Origin of the sequence: Curtobacterium sp. ER1/6 (assembly GCF_001742745.1) — a bacterium.
Lineage (GTDB): Bacteria > Actinomycetota > Actinomycetes > Actinomycetales > Microbacteriaceae > Curtobacterium > Curtobacterium citri.
On record NZ_MJAK01000006.1, the window covers coordinates 13,720 to 33,440 of the forward strand.

17 protein-coding genes are annotated in these 19,721 nt (G+C 70.1%); 2 read left to right on the forward strand and 15 right to left on the reverse strand.

Going from position 1 to position 19,721, the window contains the following annotated elements; all coding sequences use genetic code 11:
• Positions 1–17: 17 nt before the first annotated feature.
• Positions 18–164, reverse strand: a complete 147-nt coding sequence (locus Cus16_RS16690; protein ID WP_189319576.1) for a hypothetical protein — start codon at positions 162–164, stop codon at positions 18–20.
• A 339-nt stretch (positions 165–503) separates the two neighbouring features.
• Here Cus16_RS16690 and Cus16_RS10470 point away from each other — a divergent pair, with 339 nt between their 5' ends.
• Positions 504–2,150 carry a putative Ig domain-containing protein gene (locus Cus16_RS10470; RefSeq protein WP_069712617.1) on the forward strand — a complete coding sequence of 549 codons (1,647 nt, stop codon included), beginning with the start codon at positions 504–506 and terminating at the stop codon, positions 2,148–2,150.
• A gap of 221 nt (positions 2,151–2,371) precedes the next feature.
• Positions 2,372–2,791 carry a hypothetical protein gene (locus tag Cus16_RS17055; protein WP_317614862.1) on the forward strand — a complete coding sequence of 140 codons (420 nt, stop codon included), beginning with the start codon at positions 2,372–2,374 and terminating at the stop codon, positions 2,789–2,791.
• 932 nt (positions 2,792–3,723) lie between these two features.
• Here Cus16_RS17055 and Cus16_RS10490 read toward each other — a convergent pair.
• The 14 genes from Cus16_RS10490 to rpsR all read right to left on the reverse strand — a co-directional run bounded on the left by Cus16_RS10490 (position 3,724) and on the right by rpsR (position 19,716).
• Positions 3,724–5,199, reverse strand: coding sequence for a YecA family protein (locus tag Cus16_RS10490; RefSeq protein WP_069712619.1), 1,476 nt, complete (start codon positions 5,197–5,199; stop codon positions 3,724–3,726).
• A 386-nt stretch (positions 5,200–5,585) separates the two neighbouring features.
• The gene (gene dnaB, locus Cus16_RS10495) at positions 5,586–6,950 is read right to left on the reverse strand and encodes a replicative DNA helicase (RefSeq protein ID WP_069712620.1); all 1,365 of its coding nucleotides are present in this window, start codon (positions 6,948–6,950) and stop codon (positions 5,586–5,588) included.
• A gap of 441 nt (positions 6,951–7,391) precedes the next feature.
• The gene (locus tag Cus16_RS10500; RefSeq protein WP_069712621.1) at positions 7,392–11,822 is read right to left on the reverse strand and encodes an FtsK/SpoIIIE domain-containing protein; all 4,431 of its coding nucleotides are present in this window, start codon (positions 11,820–11,822) and stop codon (positions 7,392–7,394) included.
• Positions 11,822–12,742, reverse strand: coding sequence for a hypothetical protein (locus tag Cus16_RS10505; RefSeq protein WP_069712622.1), 921 nt, complete (start codon positions 12,740–12,742; stop codon positions 11,822–11,824). The genes Cus16_RS10500 and Cus16_RS10505 overlap by 1 nt, the downstream gene beginning before the upstream one ends.
• Positions 12,739–13,467, reverse strand: a complete 729-nt coding sequence (locus Cus16_RS10510) for a hypothetical protein (RefSeq protein ID WP_069712623.1) — start codon at positions 13,465–13,467, stop codon at positions 12,739–12,741. Before Cus16_RS10510 ends, Cus16_RS10505 begins: the two co-directional genes overlap by 4 nt.
• Complete coding sequence (locus tag Cus16_RS10515) at positions 13,464–14,051, reverse strand: hypothetical protein (protein WP_069712624.1); 588 nt, start codon at positions 14,049–14,051, stop codon at positions 13,464–13,466. Before Cus16_RS10515 ends, Cus16_RS10510 begins: the two co-directional genes overlap by 4 nt.
• Before the next feature lie 18 nt (positions 14,052–14,069).
• Entirely contained in the window at positions 14,070–15,644 is a 1,575-nt protein-coding gene (locus Cus16_RS10520) for a hypothetical protein (RefSeq protein ID WP_069712625.1), read from the reverse strand.
• Positions 15,644–15,937: a hypothetical protein gene (locus tag Cus16_RS10525; RefSeq protein ID WP_069712626.1), complete on the reverse strand. Its 294-nt coding sequence runs from the start codon at positions 15,935–15,937 to the stop codon at positions 15,644–15,646. Before Cus16_RS10525 ends, Cus16_RS10520 begins: the two co-directional genes overlap by 1 nt.
• 87 nt (positions 15,938–16,024) lie before the next feature.
• Complete coding sequence (locus Cus16_RS10530; protein ID WP_058748771.1) at positions 16,025–16,318, reverse strand: WXG100 family type VII secretion target; 294 nt, start codon at positions 16,316–16,318, stop codon at positions 16,025–16,027.
• A gap of 280 nt (positions 16,319–16,598) precedes the next feature.
• On the reverse strand, positions 16,599–18,038 hold the full coding sequence (locus tag Cus16_RS10535; protein ID WP_069712627.1) for a WXG100 family type VII secretion target: 1,440 nt from the start codon (positions 18,036–18,038) through the stop codon (positions 16,599–16,601).
• The gene (locus Cus16_RS10540) at positions 18,038–18,349 is read right to left on the reverse strand and encodes a hypothetical protein (protein WP_069712628.1); all 312 of its coding nucleotides are present in this window, start codon (positions 18,347–18,349) and stop codon (positions 18,038–18,040) included. Before Cus16_RS10540 ends, Cus16_RS10535 begins: the two co-directional genes overlap by 1 nt.
• Before the next feature lie 114 nt (positions 18,350–18,463).
• Positions 18,464–18,757: a WXG100 family type VII secretion target gene (locus tag Cus16_RS10545; protein WP_058748771.1), complete on the reverse strand. Its 294-nt coding sequence runs from the start codon at positions 18,755–18,757 to the stop codon at positions 18,464–18,466.
• 234 nt (positions 18,758–18,991) lie between these two features.
• Positions 18,992–19,444, reverse strand: coding sequence for a 50S ribosomal protein L9 (gene rplI, locus Cus16_RS10550; protein ID WP_069712629.1), 453 nt, complete (start codon positions 19,442–19,444; stop codon positions 18,992–18,994).
• Positions 19,445–19,458: 14 nt separating this feature from the next.
• Positions 19,459–19,716: a 30S ribosomal protein S18 gene (gene rpsR, locus Cus16_RS10555; protein WP_017887834.1), complete on the reverse strand. Its 258-nt coding sequence runs from the start codon at positions 19,714–19,716 to the stop codon at positions 19,459–19,461.
• Between the last annotated feature and the right edge of the window lie 5 nt (positions 19,717–19,721).

A 19,721-nucleotide genomic window follows, 5' to 3' on the forward strand; every position in this document is an offset into this window, starting at 1 on the left:
CTGGGCTTGCGCCGCACTCACGGCGAACACCGCGAAGACCAGTCCGACGACGATGGCCCCGCGAGCAGCATGCCATCGCGCCCGACACCCCAGGCGTAACCGCTCCCGATCGCGACGAGCCCGAAGGCGCCGGCGACGAGTCCGAGGATCATGGTGTTCCGCACGGGGACATGCTCTCGCAGGCGCAGACGCGCGTCGATCCACCGTTGACAACCGGTGTCATCTTCGGGGTTCTCCACGACGCGGCCGATTGCCGTGCAGGAGCCACCGCCCTCGCGGTTCCGTCACCTCCGACCTCGTGGGACCGACAGCCGACCGGCCACCGCCGTCATCCTGCCGACTGACGTTGGTTGAATGATCGTTCAGCCCACAGTGGAACCACCGGTCCTGACCTGGGGTTTCCCCGATGCCCCCCGACCGAGGGAGCAGCGCGGTTCCCAGCGTCCTCTTAACCTGCGCGGACCGACAGTTTCCCGGACTGTCGCCTGACCCAGGGGGAACCCGTGCGCCGTAGCAACTCCACTGTCCGACGCGCCTGCGCCGTCGGCACGACCATCGCCCTCGTCGGCCTGTCGACCGGTCTCGGCATCATGACCGCGACGTCGGCCTCCGCCGTCGAACCGACGTCCAGCACCACCGTCGCGGACAGCGGGACCACCGCTGTCGACACCACGCCGAGCCCGTCCGCCGAGGCACCGTCGGCCGATGCCCCGGCGACCGACCCGTCCGCGACCGCCACCCCGCCCGCCGACTCCCCCACGGAGCCTGCAGCACCCGCGACCGAGGCTCCCGCCGCCCCGCAGCCGACCGTCCCGACCACCGACGCCCCGCGCACCGCTCCGGAGTCGACCCCGCGCATCGCCGCAGCCGCCGGCACGGTCACGATCGACGGCGACGCCTCGGTCGGCTCGAAGCTCACCGCCGAACCGTCCGGCTTCACCGCCCCGACCACCCTGAGCTACGCCTGGACCGCGGACGGCACCCCCGTGAGCCAGGCCCAGACGTACGTCGTCAAGGCGGCCGATGCGGGCAAGGTCCTCACCGTCACGGTGACGAACACGCAGAACGGCGTCCCGGTCGAGTCCGAGTCGGCGCAGACCGCCCCCGTCACGCAGGCGCCCGTCTTCGTCGACGAGGCCGGCACCCCGATCACCGCGGGCACCACCGAGGAGGACGACCTCACCGTCTCCGCCACCGCGGGTGAGCGGTTCTCGTACACGTTCCGTGCGACCGGCTCCCCGAAGCCCGTGCTGAGCCTCGACTACTACTACACCGGGGACGAGGACGACCACGGGGACGAGACCCCGGCCGACCAACTGCCGGAGGGCGTCTCGTTCGATCCGGCCACCGGGGTGCTGAGCGGCTCGACCGAGGAGGCGGCGTACTACGACTTCGCCGTCACGGCCACGAGCGGCACCCAGACCGTCACCCAGACCGTCGAGCTCGAGGTCGTGGCAGCTGCCCCGGTCGGCCTCGAGGCCATCGCCGTCGACCGTGCGGCCTTCATCGACTACGTGAAGAGCGGGTTCCCGGTCAGCTGGTTCGACGGCGAGCACGACGAGCACTCCGGCAGCTTCCGGACCTGGATCATCAAGGCAGACGGCTCGATCCTGACCCAGGACCACGACTACGAGTCGGACAGCACGGGTGGCTTCGAATCGTGGACCGAGACGGACGGCGGTGAGCCGACCGTCCCGCAGGGCGGCACGCTGCTCCTCTCCGGCAACCTGGTCGACCAGTACGGCAACGCCGTCGTCGACGAGGAGACCGGAGACCCCACTGCCGAGGTCAGCGTCCGCTCGAACGTGGCCTCCGACGTCATCGCCCCCGACTCGGTGCTCGGTGATTCGGGCTTCGTCGGCGTCACCTTCCCGCACGCCTCGGTCCACCGCCTGACCGTCAGCGCCGCGGACTTCAGCACCGCGTTCGACGTCCAGGTCACCCCGACCGCTGCGGTCACCGTCCCGAAGGCGTCGACCCCGATCGGCACCGTCCAGCACGGCACCAAGGCACCCGCGCAGGCGAAGGGTCGGCTCGCGTACACGGGTGCCGACGAGACCTCGCCGCTCGCGTGGGCCCTCGGTCTGCTCGTCGCCGGCGCCGGCCTGATCGGCGCCCGTACGGTGCGTCGCCGGCGCGCGCAGCGCTGATCCCTCGCCTCCCGTTCGCCTCGTACTCGCGGGTCGGACGGGAGGCTCCTCCCGCGGCCCCGTCACGTCCCTCCCGGACGTGGCGGGGCCGTCGGCATCGGCTCTGGTCCCGACCAGGTGCCGTGCGCCGGTCCTCGCGGCACGAGGGCTCCCCACATCGGGTACGCCCGCGTCTCGACCTCCGAACGAGTCCTCACCGCTCACCGCGTCACGCTCGCTTCATGCCGTGCCGCGACACGCTGGGGATCGCGAAGCTGGATCAGTCGGCCAGGAGCCTCCGCGACGCGAAGGACATCGTGAACGAACTCACCGCGAAGAACGTGAAGATCAACATCGGTGTTCCTGTCCACGATCCGGACGACCCGGTGGGACGGCTGCTGTTCAACGTCGTCGCCCTCGCGGACGTCGCTACGGTCGGTGGTGTGGAGCGTACGGACGGGACGATCAAGCACTTCTCGCAGAGCAACCCAGCAGGCGACGGGCAAGGCGATGTTGCTGCCTTGCTGCGACGGGTTGCGCAGACCATCGATGACCTCGGCGACGTGTCGATCGAGGACGTGACGTTCACGAGCAGCGTGACTGAAGGAGAGGACGACCTGGCGATGACCGTCTACTACTACCCGGAGCCACGCCGCCGCTGACCAGGTCGTGATGCCGTCCACGCGTCCCGCTGACTCATCGCTCTGTGAGGTAGTTCGATCAGGAACCGAACAGGCCGAGTCCTGCCGAGATGGCTAGCCCGAGACCACGACCATCCCCACTGTGCTCCCGACGACCACGGTTCGAGCGGTACGGCGCCTCTGCCCGTACGGCGCACGTGGATCGAGCGCGGGCGCATGCCTGGCTGAGTCAGCAGTCGTACTGGAAGCAAGGACGTTCCCGCGACGATGGGACTCCGATCGGTCGCGCTCCCCAATCGCCGGTCACACGGGGTGACCGAAGACGGACAGAAGTGTCCAGACGAGGCCTATCACTGCCAGACCTACAGCGAGCACACGGATGAGTCCCGGGGTCATCGCACTTCGCGGACCGCGGCTGCCCTGTTGAGCGTCGATGAAGTACCGCGCGATCGGCTCCGGCCGAACGATCGCGGTGACCGCTACTGCAACCATTGCCGGCCCAGCGACGAGTCCGGGGATCCACATGGGCCTACCCAATCAGGTCGACGTGATGACAGTGAGGCGTATCTGCCTGCTTCCCGCTGTCCATCAGCCGATCGGAGACCGGACGGCACCTCTGCCGCCGACGGATCGCTAAGCTCCACCCACCTGAAGTGGCACGACCGATCGATGGGGGTAGCGATGCTGTTTCTGCAGTTCCTCGTACCGGTGGTACTGGTTGTCGTCGCCGTGCTCATCTTCCTCGCGGCCCGCGGGAGCATGGGCCGAAGCCCGCTGCAGGATCAGCAGGACGCCGAGTGGCGGGCGAGGCGTGACGAGCGACGTCGAGCTCGAGCCGAGCGTCGTTCCAGCGACCGGTAGAGGATCGGCTGGCGGGCAGACGCATTGGGTGACCCACTGCCAGGCGCACAGTGAACCCCCCGGTGGCACGCAGAAAGAGAGTCAAGCGCAGGTCAAGCGGACACCACGACGGGGCCGCGCCGGTCGGCCTCCTTGCAGCAAAATCGGTACCGCAGTCCGCTGCCGCAAGGGCACGGGCGGTAATCACCGCCCGTGTAGCCGGACGGTGTCGCGTACGGTTCCAAATCTGGCCGCGGAACGAAGTCGTGGATGATTGTGCCGGGTGTGATCGTCAGATTCATCGATGGTTCGGGCGGCACTGCCCATCCAGTTGTGGAGCCTGGCTTTGGCCGCACGTCCCGCATCTCAGCGCCGACGGACCGATGATGCCGGATCAGCGATGACCAGATTCGCTGCGAACCTTGCTCCCTCGGGGCATCGAGGAAGCCGTTAGCCATTTCGCGGGCAACGTTTAGCCCGGTAGCAAGCCCTGGTGACTGCAGGGCCAGGTCGATCGCCAGCCCGGCAGCAATCCCGAACTTTCCAGCGTTGAGCCCGGCGCCAATTCGCTGCAAGATGCCGCGCTCAGCCGCCTTCCGAGCATCGTCCAGCTTGGGCTGCAGCAGAATGCGCTCCTGATCTGACACGTACGCCGCCAGGTCACTTTGCGTCCCGTCGACCGGCGCGTTTTGAAAGAGCTCGTGGAGGTCGGCACGGAACTGTCCAAACATGTCGTCGTCGTGGACCTCGGCGATCAGCTGCGGCGTCAGACCAGAGAAAATGGGCAGATCTGATTGAAGTATAGCCTCGCTAGTCCGCGTTGCCGGTCTGACAAAATCGCGAACCCCTGTTCTACACAGGAACAACTCATGGTCGAACGCAGCGGTGTAAGTCGCCCCGTAGGAGGCGGCAATAAGGAACTCGCGCGCGAAGTACGTTAGCCCCCGGCGTAGCGACTCTGCGATGCGAGGCTCCGGGTTCGGTCCGGACGCGAAGATAAACATACCGCGCACGTTGTCCTCAACAGGTATATCGGCCGGTGAATAAGCAGCCGTGTACGCGCCCGGTGCAAGATCGGGGTTTTTGACGAGGCGGTCGACGAGACGTCGAATCGGCACTCGCTGCTCGTAGACTCGCCGGGCGGTGGGGACTGGCACGACGATACCGGCGTCGATGAGTGGACGCAGAGCCCGCAACTGGGTCACGGCTACGTTCAAGAACTGCCGTGTCTCGCGCATGTGTGGCTGATTTGCCTCTGGATCCCAGTAGCCGGGCCTCGCAGCGAGTGCGTGTTCGACGAGGTGCTGCTCAGGTGCAAACCAGTCGACGATCGGGTCGCGAATCAGGAGCTGTTCGTTGTACAGCAGACTGGTCAGCAGTAGATCGCCGTGAACCAGGCCAAAGTTCGCGGAAGGCCAGCCACCGATGTAGACCGGTTGCCGGTCTGGTGAGAGGTGCGCCGGATCCGCTTGAGAGCCAGTCAGGACCTGCGAGCCGAACTCTCGTATGGTGCGACCGGGCACGCGGCTGAAGTCTTCGTCGTTCCGAAGGGCGAAGAAGTCGTCAAGAATCTCGAGTGTGCTGCTCATGCGTGCCCTTCGCTCGGGTCGTTCAATCTTAAGGAAGGCGACCGACAACCTCGACGGACGTTGCCAACGTTCCGCCTGGCCAGGACCAGCAGGGCCGTCACGTGCTGCCTCGATAGCCGGTGGCTGACCGACCTCGGCGTCGCCGACAACGTGGACCCACTTGCAGAACGCAAGATCGCTGCGTCGCTGCGGCATCTGCTGTCGCTGGCCGTTGAGAGCTCTTGTCTCAGATAGGTAGTCCGCGATCGTTCTCATTGAGGGTGCCTCATGCGGACGCTTTGCGGACGCTCTCAGGTCTTGGGGGTGAGCAACAATGCTTCGCCCCACCTCGTACGGCGAAGGGTTGCGTGCGAAGGAGACAGGTCACATGCGCGGCGACCAGTCGCCTACTGCGGCATGTCCACGAACCTCGAGAACATCCCGTGGAACGCCACCGTGATCGTGTCCGTCGGCCCGTTGCGGTGCTTCGCCACGATCAGGTCCGCCTCACCCTGCCGCGGGTTGTCCTTCTCGTACGCCGACTCACGGTGCAGCAGGATGACCATGTCGGCGTCCTGCTCGATCGACCCCGACTCGCGCAGGTCGGAGATCATCGGCTTCTTGTCCGCACGCTGCTCGGGACCACGGTTCAGCTGCGACAGCGCGATGACCGGCACGCCGAGCTCCTTCGCCATGAGCTTGAGGGCACGCGAGAACTCCGAGACCTCCTGCTGGCGGCTCTCGACCTTCTTGCCCGAGGTCATCAGCTGCAAGTAGTCGATGACGACGAGCTTCAGGTTGTGCTGCTGCTTGAGCCGGCGGCACTTCGCCCGGATCTCGACGAGCGTCATGTTGGGGGAGTCGTCGATGAAGAAGGGTGCGTCGTTGATCCGCCCGCGGGTCTGCGCGATCGTGGTCCAGTCGCGGGAGTCGACGGTGCCCTTGCGCATGTTCTGCAGCGGCACGCTCGACTCGGCGGACAGCAGGCGCATGGCGATCTCGGCGCGCCCCATCTCGAGCGAGAAGAACGCGGCGGTCTGGTCGTGCTTGAGCGCGGCGGCGCGGCACAGGTCGAGCGCGAGCGTCGACTTGCCGAGTGCGGGTCGGGCGGCGACGATGATGAGCTGCCCGGGGTGGAAGCCGTTCGTCAGGGCGTCGAGGCCGCTGAACCCGGTCGGCACGCCGGTCATCTGCCCGTCGCGGCCCTTCGCGGCCTCGATCTCGTCGATGGCGGCGCCGATGGCGTCGGTCAGGGGGACGTAGTCCTCGGTCTGCACGCCGCCGGCGACGTTGTAGACCTCTGCCTGGGCGCTGTTGACGAGGTCGGTGACCTCACCCTCCGACGCGTAGCCCATCTGCACGATGCGGGTGCCGGCGTCGACCAGGCGGCGGAGCACCGCCTTCTCGGCGACGATGGCCGCGTAGTACCCCGCGTTCGCGGCGGTCGGCACCATGCTCGTGACGCTGTGCAGGTACTCGGCGCCGCCGGCGCGGGACAGCAGGCCGGTCTTGGTGAGCTCGTCGGTGACGGCGATGACGTCGGTCGGCTCGCCGTGCGAGTAGAGCGACAGGATCGCGTCGAAGATGACCTCGTGCTTGGGGATGTAGAAGTCCACACCGCGCGCGGTCTCGATCACGTCGGCGACGGCGTCCTTCGACAGCAGCATCCCGCCGATCGTCGACTGCTCCGCCAGCAGGTCGTGCGGCGGGGTCCGGTCCACCCCGCGGTCGGCCAGGTCCTGCGGGGACGGATCGAGATGCGCGATCGACACACGGACTCCCTCTTGTCGGTACTGGCACGGACCGCGGTCCGCACCGGCTGTTCTACCCCGGACGACCGACACCCCTGCTGTCGCCGAGTCGCTGGGCCAAGCTACGGGGACAGAGTTATCCCCAGCAAACGCACCTGTGGACAACTCTGTGGACTGTCTGCGGAACACGCCGGACCGGCGTGTGGACAACTGTGGACGAACGTGTGGACAACCACCCGTGGGAACACATGTTCGACCGCTTGACCTGGGGTTTCCTGTTCCACACGATGTGTGGAAAACCGGGCTTCAAGTGCACCTTGAACCTTGTGGGATCGGCCCCGAGAACTGTGCAGAACCGCTTGACAACAGCGATGGTTGTCCTGGGCGTTCTCGGGCTGCTCCCAGGATCGGCGGACCGCCGCGACCGGTAACCCGTCAGGCCAGACGAGCGAATCCACAAGCTCAGACGAGCGCGACCGACTCGGACCCCGCCCGCGTCCCGGCCGGCACCATCGGCACCTGCAGGGTCGACGCCAGCCCCGTACCGAGGTGCACGAACGCCGCTCCCGGCACGATCCGCGACGAGATCGACGACCGCGCGATCCGCACGCCGATCAGGTCACCGGCCAGGGTGTCCTGCGGCGAGAGCAGGGCACCGCGGCGGTTCTTCTTCGCGTCGACCTGCCACCCGCCGAACCCGGCCGCCAATCCGGTCGTGTTGCCGCCGAGCAGCATCCCCTGCCGGTTGTCCACGGCCGCCCGACCCCAGTCCCGCAGCCACCGCGCCGCCGAGCAGTCGATCAGGAGCTCACCGTCGTCGACGACGAGCACCAGGGGCGTCCCGTCCGCCGCCAGGACCGGCTCGAGCTGCTCCTGCGTCACGTCGTCCCCGCTGAACACCGCTCGGACGCCCGGCAGCCCCTCGAGGTCCCGCACCGGCCCCGGCCGCGGCGCGAGCACGACGAGCGACGTCCCACCCACGAGCAGCGACCGCGCCATGGCGGCGAGCATCGTCGACCGTCCGGAGCGCGAGGGGCCCGCGACGACGAACGTGCCGCCACCGGTGGACAGGTCGACGGTCTGCAGCTCCATGTCGTCGCCGCCCACTCCGGTCACGGCGACCATCGGCTGCGGCTCCGGCGCGGACGACAGCGCGAGTGCGGCGTCCAGGTCCAGGTCCTTCGGCATCGCGTCGACCCGGAAGGGGCGTGGCGACGGCGGGACCGGTGACGCCGCGCGCAGCTCCTCCGCCAGGTTCCGCACCGCGGTCGTCTGTCCCTGCCCGGAGACGTCGGTGCCGAGGGTCGCGAAGTGCACCTCGTTGCCGGACTCGGCCCGGAACCCGCGACCGGGCGGGATCGACGCGGGCAGCTTCCGGTGGTTGATGCCGGCCAGCGAGTAGTCGAGCCGGTCGGTCAGACGGAGCACGACCTTGTCGTCGGTCAGCGTCGACATCCGCGACGCCAGCAGTGACCGGTCGCCGGACACCACGACGTGGATGCCGGCGGCCGCGCCGTCGCGGAGCATCGACTGCACCGCGTCGGTCAGGGCGCCGCCGTCGACCTCGCCGAGCGAGGTCGTGAAGTTCTCCCACCGGTCGATGAGCACGAGCACGTGCGGCAGGCGTTCGCCCTCGGGCGCGAGCAGCCGCTGCTCGGTGATGTCCGCGGCCGACGCCGCCGCGATGAGGTCGTGCCGACGCGCGGTCTCGCGTGTCAGGCGGTCGATCAGCCGCGTGGCGCGCTCGACCTGCGTGCGCTGGACGACGGCGCCGCAGTGGGGGAGTTGCTGCAGCGACGCGAGCGCCCCGTTCCCGCAGTCGATCGCGTAGAGGTGCAGGTCGGACGACGGGACGGCCCGCGCCGCCGACGCCGCCAGGCTGCGGAGGGCCGACGACCGCCCGGAACCGGGGGCGCCGACGACGAACTGGTGGGTGAAGCGGGTGAGGTCGACCTCCGCGGCGCGCTGCTCCTGCGTGTCCGGCAGGTCCTCGAGACCGACCGCGAAGCGCAGCCCCTCCTCGGAGGACGCCGCCGCACGACGCGTCCCGACGGCGGCCGACGCCACCTCGGCGAGCGGCAGCAGCTCGGGCAGCGGCGGCAGCCACGGACTGTGCACCCGCCCGATGCCGAGGCGGTCGCGGGCGTCGCCCATCGCCTGCACCAGCACCGACAGGTCGGTTGCGGCGGTCGCACTGTCGCTGCGCGACGGGCGGGTGGGCGGTGCGGTGGCGAAGTCGCGCCAGTCGAGCACGCGGACGAACGGGAGGCCCGTGGCCGGGTCCTCCTCACCGGCCCACCGACCGCCGACGCGCGCCGACTGGAACGGCACGACCGACGAGTGCCCCAGGCGCGCGTACGCACGCCCCGGCACGCTCTTCGGGATGCGCGCGGCGTCCGCGACGTCGATGACGTCGGTGCTCTCGCCCGAGTCGGTCATGCGCAGCGCGACGCGCAGGTTCGTGTTCGCGCGGATGTCCGGGCCGACGACGCCGCCGGGCCGCTGGGTCGCCAGGATCAGGTGCACGCCGAGCGACCGGCCCCGCTGGGCGATGCCGATGAGGCCCGTGACGAAGTCCGGCAGCTCGGTGACCATCGCCGCGAACTCGTCGATGACGAGCACGAGCCGCGGCATCTGCTCGCCGGCACCGCCACGGGCGAGGTGCGCCTCGTGGTCCTCGATGTCCTTCGCGCCGGACGCCGCCAGGATGTGCTCGCGGCGGGTGAGCTCCGCGCGGAGCGACCGCAGCGCCCGCTCGACCAGGTGCTGGTCGAGGTCGGTGACGAGCCCGACGGTGTGCGGCAGGTCCGACGCGACGCTGAAGGCCGCACCGCCCTTGTAGTCGACGAGAACGAACGTCATCCGGTCCGGTCGGTTCCGGAGCGCGAGCGACGCCACGAGGGTCTGCAGGAACTCGGACTTGCCCGAGCCCGTGGTGCCGGCGACGAGCCCGTGCGGACCGTCCTTCACCAGGTCGAGCTCGAACGCGCCGTCGATGCCGACGCCCACGACCGCGGCCGTGCTCGTGCCGGACCCGGCCCACCGCTCGGCGACGGTCGCGCCGTCCGGCTGCGGCAGGTCCACGACGTCGAGCAGCCGCGCTGCGTCGGGCACCAGCCCGTCGCCGTCCGACCCGCTGGTGTCGCGCAGCGGCGAGGTCCCGCGCGCCACGTCGTCGAACCAGTCGTCCCCGACACGGTCCGCGAGCACGAGCTCGACCGGGGCGGCGAGCTGCCGACGGAGCACGAGCTGCGTCGGGCTCCGGTGCGCCACGGTCGCGACGCACTCCTCCGGGAGCTGCCACTCCTCCTCGTCGATGCACACGAGGCGGATGCCGCACGCGGGCCCGTCGCGGAGCAGCCCGACCACGCCGGGCATCGCGCGGAGCCGACGTGCGCCGTCGAGCACGACGACGATCTCGGGGGAGAACCGCGACCGGTTCAAGCCGTTCTTCTGTCGCTCGGCCCGACGTTCGGCGAGCACCTGGGTCAGCTCGGCCAGGCGGCGACCGATCGTCTCGCCGTCGGCTCCGATGAGCGCGAGCGCCTCCTGCCCACCGGTCGGCCGGAGGTGTGGGAGCCAGAGCGTCCACGCCCACGCCGGCACGTGCTGCTGCGCCGTGAGCACGACGAACTGCACCTCGCGCGGGCTCTGCGTCACCGCGAGCTGCCCGAGCACCCACCGCCCGAGCTCCCGCGGGGACTCCCCGGCCCCGGCGATGCCGAGCACACCGATCTCCGCGAGGGGCACCGTGACGGGCACCCCGCGGGTCGTGCGCGGTTCGTGCGCCAGTCCGTCCAGGTCGCGGTCGTCGACGACCGTCACGCTCGACGGCAGGTCGCCGGTGCCGATCCGCACGTGCAGGTGGTCGCCGTCCGAGGGCCGACGCTCCCACAGCCGCCGCCCGGGGGTCGTCGCGACGACCCGCAGCGACGCGGCGTCGAGCGACGAGGTCCGCCGCTGGTCCCGCTCGTCGAGCACGGCCTGCTCGATCGCCGCCTCGAGCGCCGCGACCCGTTCCCGGTGCTCGGCGAGCTGCTTGCGGTGGCTCTTCTTGCCGGTGCGCCGCGAGCTGATGGTCTGGCCGATGACCATCATCGGCGTCATCGCCGCGAAGAGCAGGTAGAACGGCGAGTGGAAGACCGTCGCCATCACGATGCCGAACATCGCCGGCACGAACACCATGATCCACGGGATGGCCGAGCGCTGCGGGGCGACCGGCGGCTTCGGGATCCGGAAGTCCGTCTTCAGGAACGGCGGGAGCAGCCGTGGCGGCCGGTTGAAGTCGAGCTGCCCGGAGTCCGGCGGCCGGAGCAGCATCCGGTCGACCACCTCGACCGGGCGCACGCTGAGCACCGTGTCGCCGAACCGCACCAGGGCCCCGGGCGGCCAGGCGGTCCACGCGTCGGTGACGGGCTCGTCCTCGAGCGCCGGCACCGGCTCGTCCGCCGGGCGCGCACCGTCGTCCTCGGCCGGGGCGAGGCGGACCGTCACCGACCCGTCGAACGCGGTGCGTGCCTCCAGGCCGGGTCGTCCGTCGGCGTCGGCTCCGACCGCGGCCGCACCGTCGTCGGCCAGCGCGATCCGGACCGTGCCCGGCGACAGCCGGCGCACGCGGCCGGCGTCGACCCCGCCCACCACGAGCAGGTGCACGACACCGTGCTCGGGCTCCGGGCGCACCGCGCCGCCCACGTGCAGGACCGCGCCGTCGACCAGTCCGCTGCGCTCGAACGGGACGTCCCCGTCCGGCGCGTCGGCGGGCATCGGCGCACCGCCGGTCCGGCGGACGAGCGCGTCGACCACGCTCCGCATGGGCGTCCGCCCCGCGGCGTCGACGAGGACGTCCGAGGTGTCACCCGTGCCGTCGTCGACGACGGTGACGACGACCCGCATCAGGCCTCCGCCGGCACGTCGTCGCGCTGCGTCGTGTCGGCTCCCGCGGCCGGGTCGACCGGGACCGACCGGCCGAGGCCGGCCCACTGCAGCGTGCCGAGGACGTCGGAGACGTGCGTGCCGTCGCGTCGCGCCTCGATCGTCCAGCGGGCGAGCGGGTGCGGGGCCACCGCGATGCAGGCCCACCGGCCGCCCGGCCGTTCGAGCAGTCGGGCGAGTTCCCGGCCGTCCTCGCCGGAGGGCACCCGCGACACGACCAGGAGGCCCGGGGTCGCGTCCGCCGTGACCGCCGCGATCGCATCGCGCACCGACACCGCCGTGCCCGTCCGGGTGCCCGTTCCGACGCCGAGCACGGTGGTGCCGACCGCCCAGGGGGCGGTCTGCAGCTGCTCGACCAGGCGGACCAGCAGGGCCTCGCGGGCGGCCGGTTCACCACGGAGGGCGAGGATCCCACCCACGCGGCGCAGGTCGACCAGCACGGTGTCGTCCCGGTCCGTGCCGAACGACACGACCGTCGCGAACTCGACCGGCGCGCCGCCCGCGAGCGGCACCGCCTGGAGCGCCCACGTCGGGGCGGACCACGTGCGCCCGTCGGGCGTCGCCGTCCACGGCGCGGGCGGGGCGATCGTCGGCGAGGCGACGTCGATGCGGACGGTGGTCCCGATCGTGATGCGCACCGCGCCCGGGAACAGCACGTTCGCGGCGGCGCACGATGCGTCCACCGCGCGCAGGACCCGGTCGACCGCCCACGCGGCCGCGGGGTCGCGACGCACCTGGTCGGCCCAGGCCAGGGCGTCCGTCGAGGTCCGGCGGCGGAGCGCGACGATCGTCGGGACCACGAGGGCCAGGGTGGCGAGGAGCACCACGACCGACATGGTCACCAGCAGGTGCGACTCCGGCGTCAGGAAGGACCAGGTCATGCGCGCGCCTCGGCGATCTCGGTGATCCGGCGCTCGAGCGGGGTCGGCTCGGCACCGGGGACGTCCGTCCAGCGGAAGGTGGTCATCACGGCGTCGAACAGCATCACCAGGGCGTCGGTGAGCCGGTCGGCTGCCTCCGGGTCCTCCGGGTCCGTCCGGCTGATCGCCGAGAAGGACATGAGCACCCAGCGTCCGGGACGGTGGGGGACCGGGATCGTGTAGGTCACCTGGCGGTCGTCGACGACGGGCAGGTCGTCACCGATGCCGGGCATCTCGGTCGCGACGTCGGCGCGGCGGACGGTCTGCTCGGTGCGGGCCGCGATCCCGCCGTCGACCTCGCGCAGGCCCGTGTCGTCGGGGTCGCGCCGGGTCGGCAGGGCGTCGGCGAGCAGCTGGGCGATGACCTGCTCGGGCGCCTCCTCGCTCTCGTCGTCGACCTCGGACTCGATGATCGACACCGGCGGGGTGTACCCGTCGACCGGCTGGACCGGCATGTAGACGGCGGTCGCGCCGCTGTCGCCGGCCTCGACGACCGCGGACGTCAGGCGCTTGCGCATCTCCTGCCGGAGCGGCTCGGCCCGGTCGCGCGGCAGGTCGTCCGGCAGGGCGCGGGCGATCACGGCCCGGACGGTCTCGCCGAGCTCGGCGCGCTGGTCCTCGCCGGCGGGCAGGCGTGCCCACCCCGGCGGGACGACGACCAGGAACGATGCGGTGGGTCCGGTCATGCGTGCACCTCGTTCTCGACGGCTGCCAGGAGTTCGACGACGACCGGTGCGAACACCGGGACGAGCGCCAGGTCGGTCGTCCGCCACCGCACGTGGGTGTCGACCCCGTCCGCGCGACGCACGGCGGTGACCGTGGACCAGATCGCCCCGGCGTCGTCGAGGTCGTAGCGGATCACGACGGGCCCCTCGCCGCCGACGTGCTCCGGCAGCTCGTCCACCGACGGGGGCTCGACCGGCAGGCCGCCGGTCGCCCCGGCCAGGTCGAGGAGCTCGGCGGTGCCGCCCTCGGACGGTCCGACGGTCACGACGACCGGCAGCGGCCAGTTGCCGGGCACCACGAGCGAGGCGACCAGGCGCTGCCCCGGGCCGAGCGCCGCACGGTGCTCCAGCAGCGTCGCGAGGGCACCCGGCCCGTCGAGCTCCGCGCCGGACGGCCGTCCGTCCTCGCGGTCCAGCCGTGCCACGGCGTCGAAGAGGTCGAGCGTCTCGGCCCGCCAGGCCGGGTCGGCCTCGTCCGGGTGCGGGACGAGGAGCCAGGTGGCGCCGTCGGTGGTGATGCTCGACGAGACGGTGGCGGTCGTCATGGTGGTCCTCCGGTCGGTTCAGCGCTGCGCGGCGGGCACGGTCGGCAGGTCGGTGACCGGGTGCTTGTGCTCGGCCACCCAGTCCGACCACGGGCGGGACTGGTCCGCACCGATGCCGATCGGACCGATCACCAGGCCGGCGATCGCGTTGCCCTTGCCCCAGGCGCTCATGAAGCCGTTCGCGCCGGCGTGGTACCACGGCGCCGCGGTGACACCCGACCGGAGCCGGTTCAGCTTCTCGAAGTCATGCAAGCGGTCGCGGGTGAACTGGAAGTCGACACCACCCAAACGCTCGCCCCAGTCCTTGAGACCACCACGGGTACCGACCTCGGTCCAGAACTGCTTCTTCACGAGCTTCGCGTCGTTGGCGATCACCTTGTGGATCTTCGTGACGTTCCACCAGTTCGGGTTGTCGGCGAACTTCGCCGCGAACGACGCCTCGGTCCCGATCCACTCCACGTCGACGGCGTCACGACGACCTCGGGCCCGTTCGAGTGCCCTCGTCGCCTTGCTGATCTGTGCCTGCAGCCCGTCGAGCTGCTTCGTGATCGTCTGCGTCTGCGCCGACGACATCGGCTGGTGCAGCCGCCGGTCGAGGCTCGCGCGGTCCCGCTTCAGCGCCTGCAGCTGGTCCTTCCGGACGCCGACGGCCTCGTGCGCCTTCTTGCTCGCCCCGGCGAACTTCGAGGTCATCGCACCCTTGGTGGCCTTGATCCCGTTGCTCACCGCGGTCGAGGTGACCTTCGTGATCGCGGTCCCGAGCCCGAGCGTCAGGACGCCGACGACGGCCATCACGAGGTCGAAGACGTTGCCCTCGCCCATGGCGAACGTGGCCGCCTGCGCGATCAGGGTCATCCCCGCGGAGATCGCCCCGAGGATCGCCCCGATGCCGAGGCCCGGGATGAGGAACGCGAACACCGCCAGGACGATCCCGATGATCGTCAGGATCTTGATGAGCATGTGGATGAACTTGTACCAACCGGAGTCGTGCAGCCCGTCACCCCAGGCACCGCGCATGGTGCTCGCGGCCCGCTGACCCGCCGAGGTCAGCTGGTCGCGGGCGTCCTGCAGCTTCCGCTTCGCCGCCGCGACCGCACCCTCGGCACCGGAGATCCGCTCGGCGCGCTTCTGGCTGTCCGAGGTGTCCTCGGGGGTCGGCTCCGTGCCGGCCTGCTCCGCCGCGGCGACCGGGTCGGCCAGCCCCTGCGCCGAACCGAGGTCGCCCTTCGCGGCGATCGCGTCCTGCAGTGCCTGCCACGAGGTGCCCATCACGGTGCCCGCCGACCGGTCGGCCTCGTCACCGACCGCGTTCGCGAACCCCTGCAGCGCCTCGCCGGCGGCCCGGTAGCGTCCGGTCATCTGCTTCAGGGAGCCCGACACGTCCTTCGCCCGCTTGCGGATGCCGTCGACGGACTCGCCCTTGCCGACGCCCTCGTCGCCGCTGCCGACCTTGTCGAGCGTGGCGGCCGTGGTCTCCATCTGCTCCGCCATGTCGCGGTAGAAGGCCGCGAGCTCGAGCACCTTCGCGGGCTGCGTCGTGATCGGGTCGCCGGCCTCGTCGAGCGCGGCCCAGTCGCCTGCGCGGCCCGCCATCAGGCCGTCTCCTCGTGCGACTGCAGGCCGTCCTTCAGCTGCTGCTGCAGGTCGGTCCAGGTCTCGATCGAGTTCTGCAGGTTCTTGTCGAGCTTGTCGACGTTCTTGCGGATCTTCTCGCGGTGGAGCTTCCAGTCGCCGCTGAAGTCCGAGAAGGCGTCCTGCAGGTGGGACTCGCCGAAGACGCCGTGGTACTGGCCGTCGTCGGACTTCTGGTGTTCGAGCTCGTCGTTGATGGCGTGCACCTTCGCAGCGCTGTCGCTGAGCTCCTGGCTGATCACGAGGTCAGGCACGGGTACCTCCGGGGGAGACGGGGATCGGGAACGGGAACGCCCCGGTCGACGTCGCTGACGGGAGCGTCGACCGGGGCGCAGGACGCGCTACTTGATGGCGTTCGCGAGTTCCTGGTCGGTCTGCTGCAGCGCCTCGGCCGCCTTGTTCAGGTACATCGACATGCCCTCGAGCCCCTCGATGGTCTTCGTCGCACCGTCGTTGAACTCCTGGTACGAGCTCCCGAACGCCACCGACGACTGGTCGGTCACGTAGCCACCGGAGATGAGCGAGTCCACCAGGGCCTTCAGCTCACGCAGCTTCGAGGTGATGTCCTGCTCACCGTTCACGAGTCGGGTCGCGGCGTCCTGCATCTCGCCGTAGGTCACGTTCAAGTTGGGCATGGCCTGCTCCTGTCGTTCGTCGCGCCCCCCGGTCGAGGGACACCCGGAACGTTATTCCAGAGCGGAACGATCTCGGGGGGTACATTTCTCGACGCGGTCCAGTCAGAGGTCTGCACACTGATGTGCACATTCCAGAACATCGGCGGCGCAGTGCGGCCGATGCCGAGCGGTATTCACATGACACTGCGCCGGGGAGACCGACGGGTATCGGCGTGTCGTGGTGCGGGAACCGGCCCGGTGTCCCCCGGAAGACGGACCGGTTCCCGGACGCACACGGCGCTCACGGCGTGGTGAGCGCTCCCGTCGCGTCCTTGTAGCCCGGCACGCGCTCCTGGTCCGTGCCCCACCCGGTCGGCTTGATGCCCTGCCCGTAGGCGAAGGTGTTCGCCCAGCTGGCAATGACGCGCCCGCCGGACGCCCAGGAGTGCCACGTCGGCGACGCGGCGATCGCGACGCCGTACTTCGACCACATCTCCTTCTGCATCTTCGTCATCTCGATCTGCCGGTCGACGCTGAGCAGCCGTTCCCACTGCCAGCCCTTGCCGCCCTTGCCGAAGACGTCGGCGATCTTCGCCTTGTCCTCGTTCCACAGGGCCTTGCCCGGGTGCCACCAGTTCGGCTTTTCCTTGAAGCCGTCGACCACGTTCTTCGTCCTGGCCAGGTCGAGCCTGCCCTCGGCCGCCGTGATGTCCTTCTTGATCGTCGCCAGGCTCTCGCGCGCGTTCTTGAAGGCGGAGAAGTCCTTCGCGCCGAGCGCCTCGTCGATCTTCAGGTCGCGAGCACGCTGCAGCCCCTGGAGCTTGGACAGGGTGTCCTTCTGCAGGCCGACCGTGCCCTTCGCCAGGCCGGCCGTCTTGAGCGTCGACACCGCCTTCGTCAGGGCCCCGCCGACCCCGACCAGCACGAGCCCCACCGCCGAGGTGATGACGTCGAGCCACGAGCCCTCGCCCATCGCCGCGAGCGTGATGTTCGCGACGAGGGTCACCGACGCCGCGACGGCCGCCATGAAGGTCAGGATCCCGACCCCGGGGATGAGGATCGCGAGCGCCGCGAGAGCGATGCCGATGTACGTGAAGATCTTGACGAGGATCTTCAGCAGCTTCGAGAAGAACGCCTTGATCTTGTCGCCGAGGGTGTCGTGCAGGCCGTCGTCCCAGGCCGCACGGATGGTCGACGCCGCCTGGCGCCCGGCACCGTTCAGGGTGTCGACGGCCCGTCGGAGCTTCGCGGTCGCGGCGTCGGCTCCCGCGCGGGCGTCGTCCGTCGCGCGGTGCTTCGCGTCGACGGCCCCCTGCTCATCGGCGGTCAACGGCGGGGCGTCCTGCGCCCGACCCTGCGACGGGTCCGCCATGCTCGCGGCGCGCGATCCCGCTGCCGATGCGTCCTCCGCCTCGCGCAGCGCCGCCGCCGACTCGTCGAGTGCGGTCTCGAGCGACGGCAGGTACCCGGTCAGGGCGTCTCGGACGGCGTCGTAGCGGCCGGACATCTTCTGCAGCGAGGACGCGACCTCGCCGCTCTTCTTCCGGACCGCGTCGGCGGACTCGCCCTTGAACTGCGACTGGTCGCCCTCGCCGATGCGCTTCAGCACGTCGGCCTCGCTCCGGATCTCGTCCGCGATCGACCGGTAGTAGTCGACGAGCTCGTGCACGACCTGCGTGTCGGCGACGATCGGGTCCGAGGCCTCGCCGACGAGCGCCCAGTTCCCTCCGCGGGCGGGCATCAGGCGGCCGCCCCGTCGGTCGGGTGCGACTCGGTCGTGAGCTTGTCGTACAGGTCCTGCTCGAGGGCCGACCAGTGCTCGACGGACTTCTGCATCTTGTCGTGCAGGTCCTTCACGGCGCCCTTCATCTTGTTGCGGTGGATCTTCCAGTCGCCGGAGAAGTCGTGCATCGCCTTCTGCACGTCGTGCTGCCCGTAGACCTCGGTCAGGGCGCGGTCGTCCGACTTCTGGTGCTCGAGCTCGTCCGAGATGTGCTGCAACTTGGTGGCCGAGTCCTCGAGGACGGCCTTGGTGATGATGAGGTCTGCCATGGGTGCTCCCGATCGCTGCCCGTCCGGTGGTCCGGTGGAAGGTGGGACGGGCGGCCCGCGAGGGGGCCGCCCGTCGTCCGGAGCGGTCGGGGACCGACCGCCCGGTGTCCCGCGCTACTTGATGGCGTTCGCGAGTTCCTGGTCGGTCTGCTGCAGCGCCTCGGCCGCCTTGTTGAGGTACATCGACATGCCCTCGAGACCCTCGATGGTCTTCGTCGCACCGTCGTTGAACTCCTGGTAGGAGCTGCCGAACGCGACGGACGACTGGTCCGTGACGTAGCCGCCGCTGATCAGCGAGTCGACGAGGGCCTTCAGCTCACGGAGCTTCGAGGTGATGTCCTGCTCACCGTTCACGAGGCGGGTCGCGGCGTCCTGCATCTCGCCGTAGGTGACGTTCAAGTTGGGCATGTCGTGCTCCTGGTCTCGATGTCGTTCGCCTCCGGAACCGGAAGCCGAGACGACGGTACCGGCGAGGATGCCCCCGAACGGGGGTGTTCGAGGGTTGTTCACCTGGAGTTCCGCAGTACGCGTCGGCGATGAAATCGACGTGCACACCCGGCCGTCCGACGGACGCGACCCGCGGGCACGACGAAGGGCGGGCCTCCCGGAGGAGACCCGCCCTTCGACGGTGGTGGCGCTGCCCTACTTGGCGGCGACGACCTGGAGGGAGATCACGGCGGTGATGTCCTCGCGCAGGCGGACGGTGGCCTCGTGGTCACCGACGGTCTTGATGGTCGCGGGGACCTCGACCTTGCGCTTGTCGAGCGAGCCGACGCCCTGCGCCTGGACGGCGTCGGCGACGTCGCCCGGACGGACGGACCCGAACAGACGACCGTCCTTGCCGGCCTTGACGGTCAGCTTGATGGTCGCGTTCTCGAGCTTCATCTTGAGGTCCTGGGCCTCTTCGATGGTGGCAAGCTCGCGAGCGGCACGGGCCGCACGGATCGACTCGACCTGCTTCTCGCCGCCCTTGGACCACGCGACGGCGAAGCCCTGGGGGATGAGGTAGTTGCGGGCGTAGCCGTTCTTGACGTCGACGACGTCACCGGCGGAACCGAGGCCGGAGACCTCGTGGGTGAGGATGAGCTTCGACATGGGAAGTCCTCCGATCAGCGGCCGGAGCCGGCGTAGGGGAGGAGCGCCATCTCACGGGCGTTCTTCACGGCACGGGCGATGAGGCGCTGCTCCTGGACGGAGACGCCGGTGATGCGACGGGCGCGGATCTTGCCACGCTCCGAGATGAACTTGCGCAGGGTCGCGACGTCCTTGTAGTCGATGACGCCGACCTTGATCGACTTCGCGGGAGCGGCGTTCTTGCCGCCCTTGCCGCGAGGCTTCCGGCGGTCGCCGGTGCTCTTTCCAGCCATTGTGA

Excerpts from the sequence above, each read along its gene's own strand:
- Cus16_RS10500 (WP_069712621.1), bottom strand. The coding sequence starts at position 11,822 with ATGCGGGTCGTCGTCACCGTCGTCGACGACGGCACGGGTGACACCTCG.
- Cus16_RS10545 (WP_058748771.1), bottom strand. The coding sequence starts at position 18,757 with ATGCCCAACTTGAACGTCACCTACGGCGAGATGCAGGACGCCGCGACC.
- Cus16_RS10490 (WP_069712619.1), bottom strand. The coding sequence starts at position 5,199 with ATGAGCAGCACACTCGAGATTCTTGACGACTTCTTCGCCCTTCGGAAC.
- rpsR (WP_017887834.1), bottom strand. The coding sequence starts at position 19,716 with ATGGCTGGAAAGAGCACCGGCGACCGCCGGAAGCCTCGCGGCAAGGGC.
- Cus16_RS10535 (WP_069712627.1), bottom strand. The coding sequence starts at position 18,038 with ATGCCCGCCCGCGGAGGGAACTGGGCGCTCGTCGGCGAGGCCTCGGAC.
- Cus16_RS10515 (WP_069712624.1), bottom strand. The coding sequence starts at position 14,051 with ATGACGACCGCCACCGTCTCGTCGAGCATCACCACCGACGGCGCCACC.
- Cus16_RS10530 (WP_058748771.1), bottom strand. The coding sequence starts at position 16,318 with ATGCCCAACTTGAACGTGACCTACGGCGAGATGCAGGACGCCGCGACC.
- rplI (WP_069712629.1), bottom strand. The coding sequence starts at position 19,444 with ATGTCGAAGCTCATCCTCACCCACGAGGTCTCCGGCCTCGGTTCCGCC.
- Cus16_RS10505 (WP_069712622.1), bottom strand. The coding sequence starts at position 12,742 with ATGACCTGGTCCTTCCTGACGCCGGAGTCGCACCTGCTGGTGACCATG.
- Cus16_RS10510 (WP_069712623.1), bottom strand. The coding sequence starts at position 13,467 with ATGACCGGACCCACCGCATCGTTCCTGGTCGTCGTCCCGCCGGGGTGG.
- Cus16_RS17055 (WP_317614862.1), top strand. The coding sequence starts at position 2,372 with ATGCCGTGCCGCGACACGCTGGGGATCGCGAAGCTGGATCAGTCGGCC.
- Cus16_RS10520 (WP_069712625.1), bottom strand. The coding sequence starts at position 15,644 with ATGGCGGGCCGCGCAGGCGACTGGGCCGCGCTCGACGAGGCCGGCGAC.
- Cus16_RS10540 (WP_069712628.1), bottom strand. The coding sequence starts at position 18,349 with ATGGCAGACCTCATCATCACCAAGGCCGTCCTCGAGGACTCGGCCACC.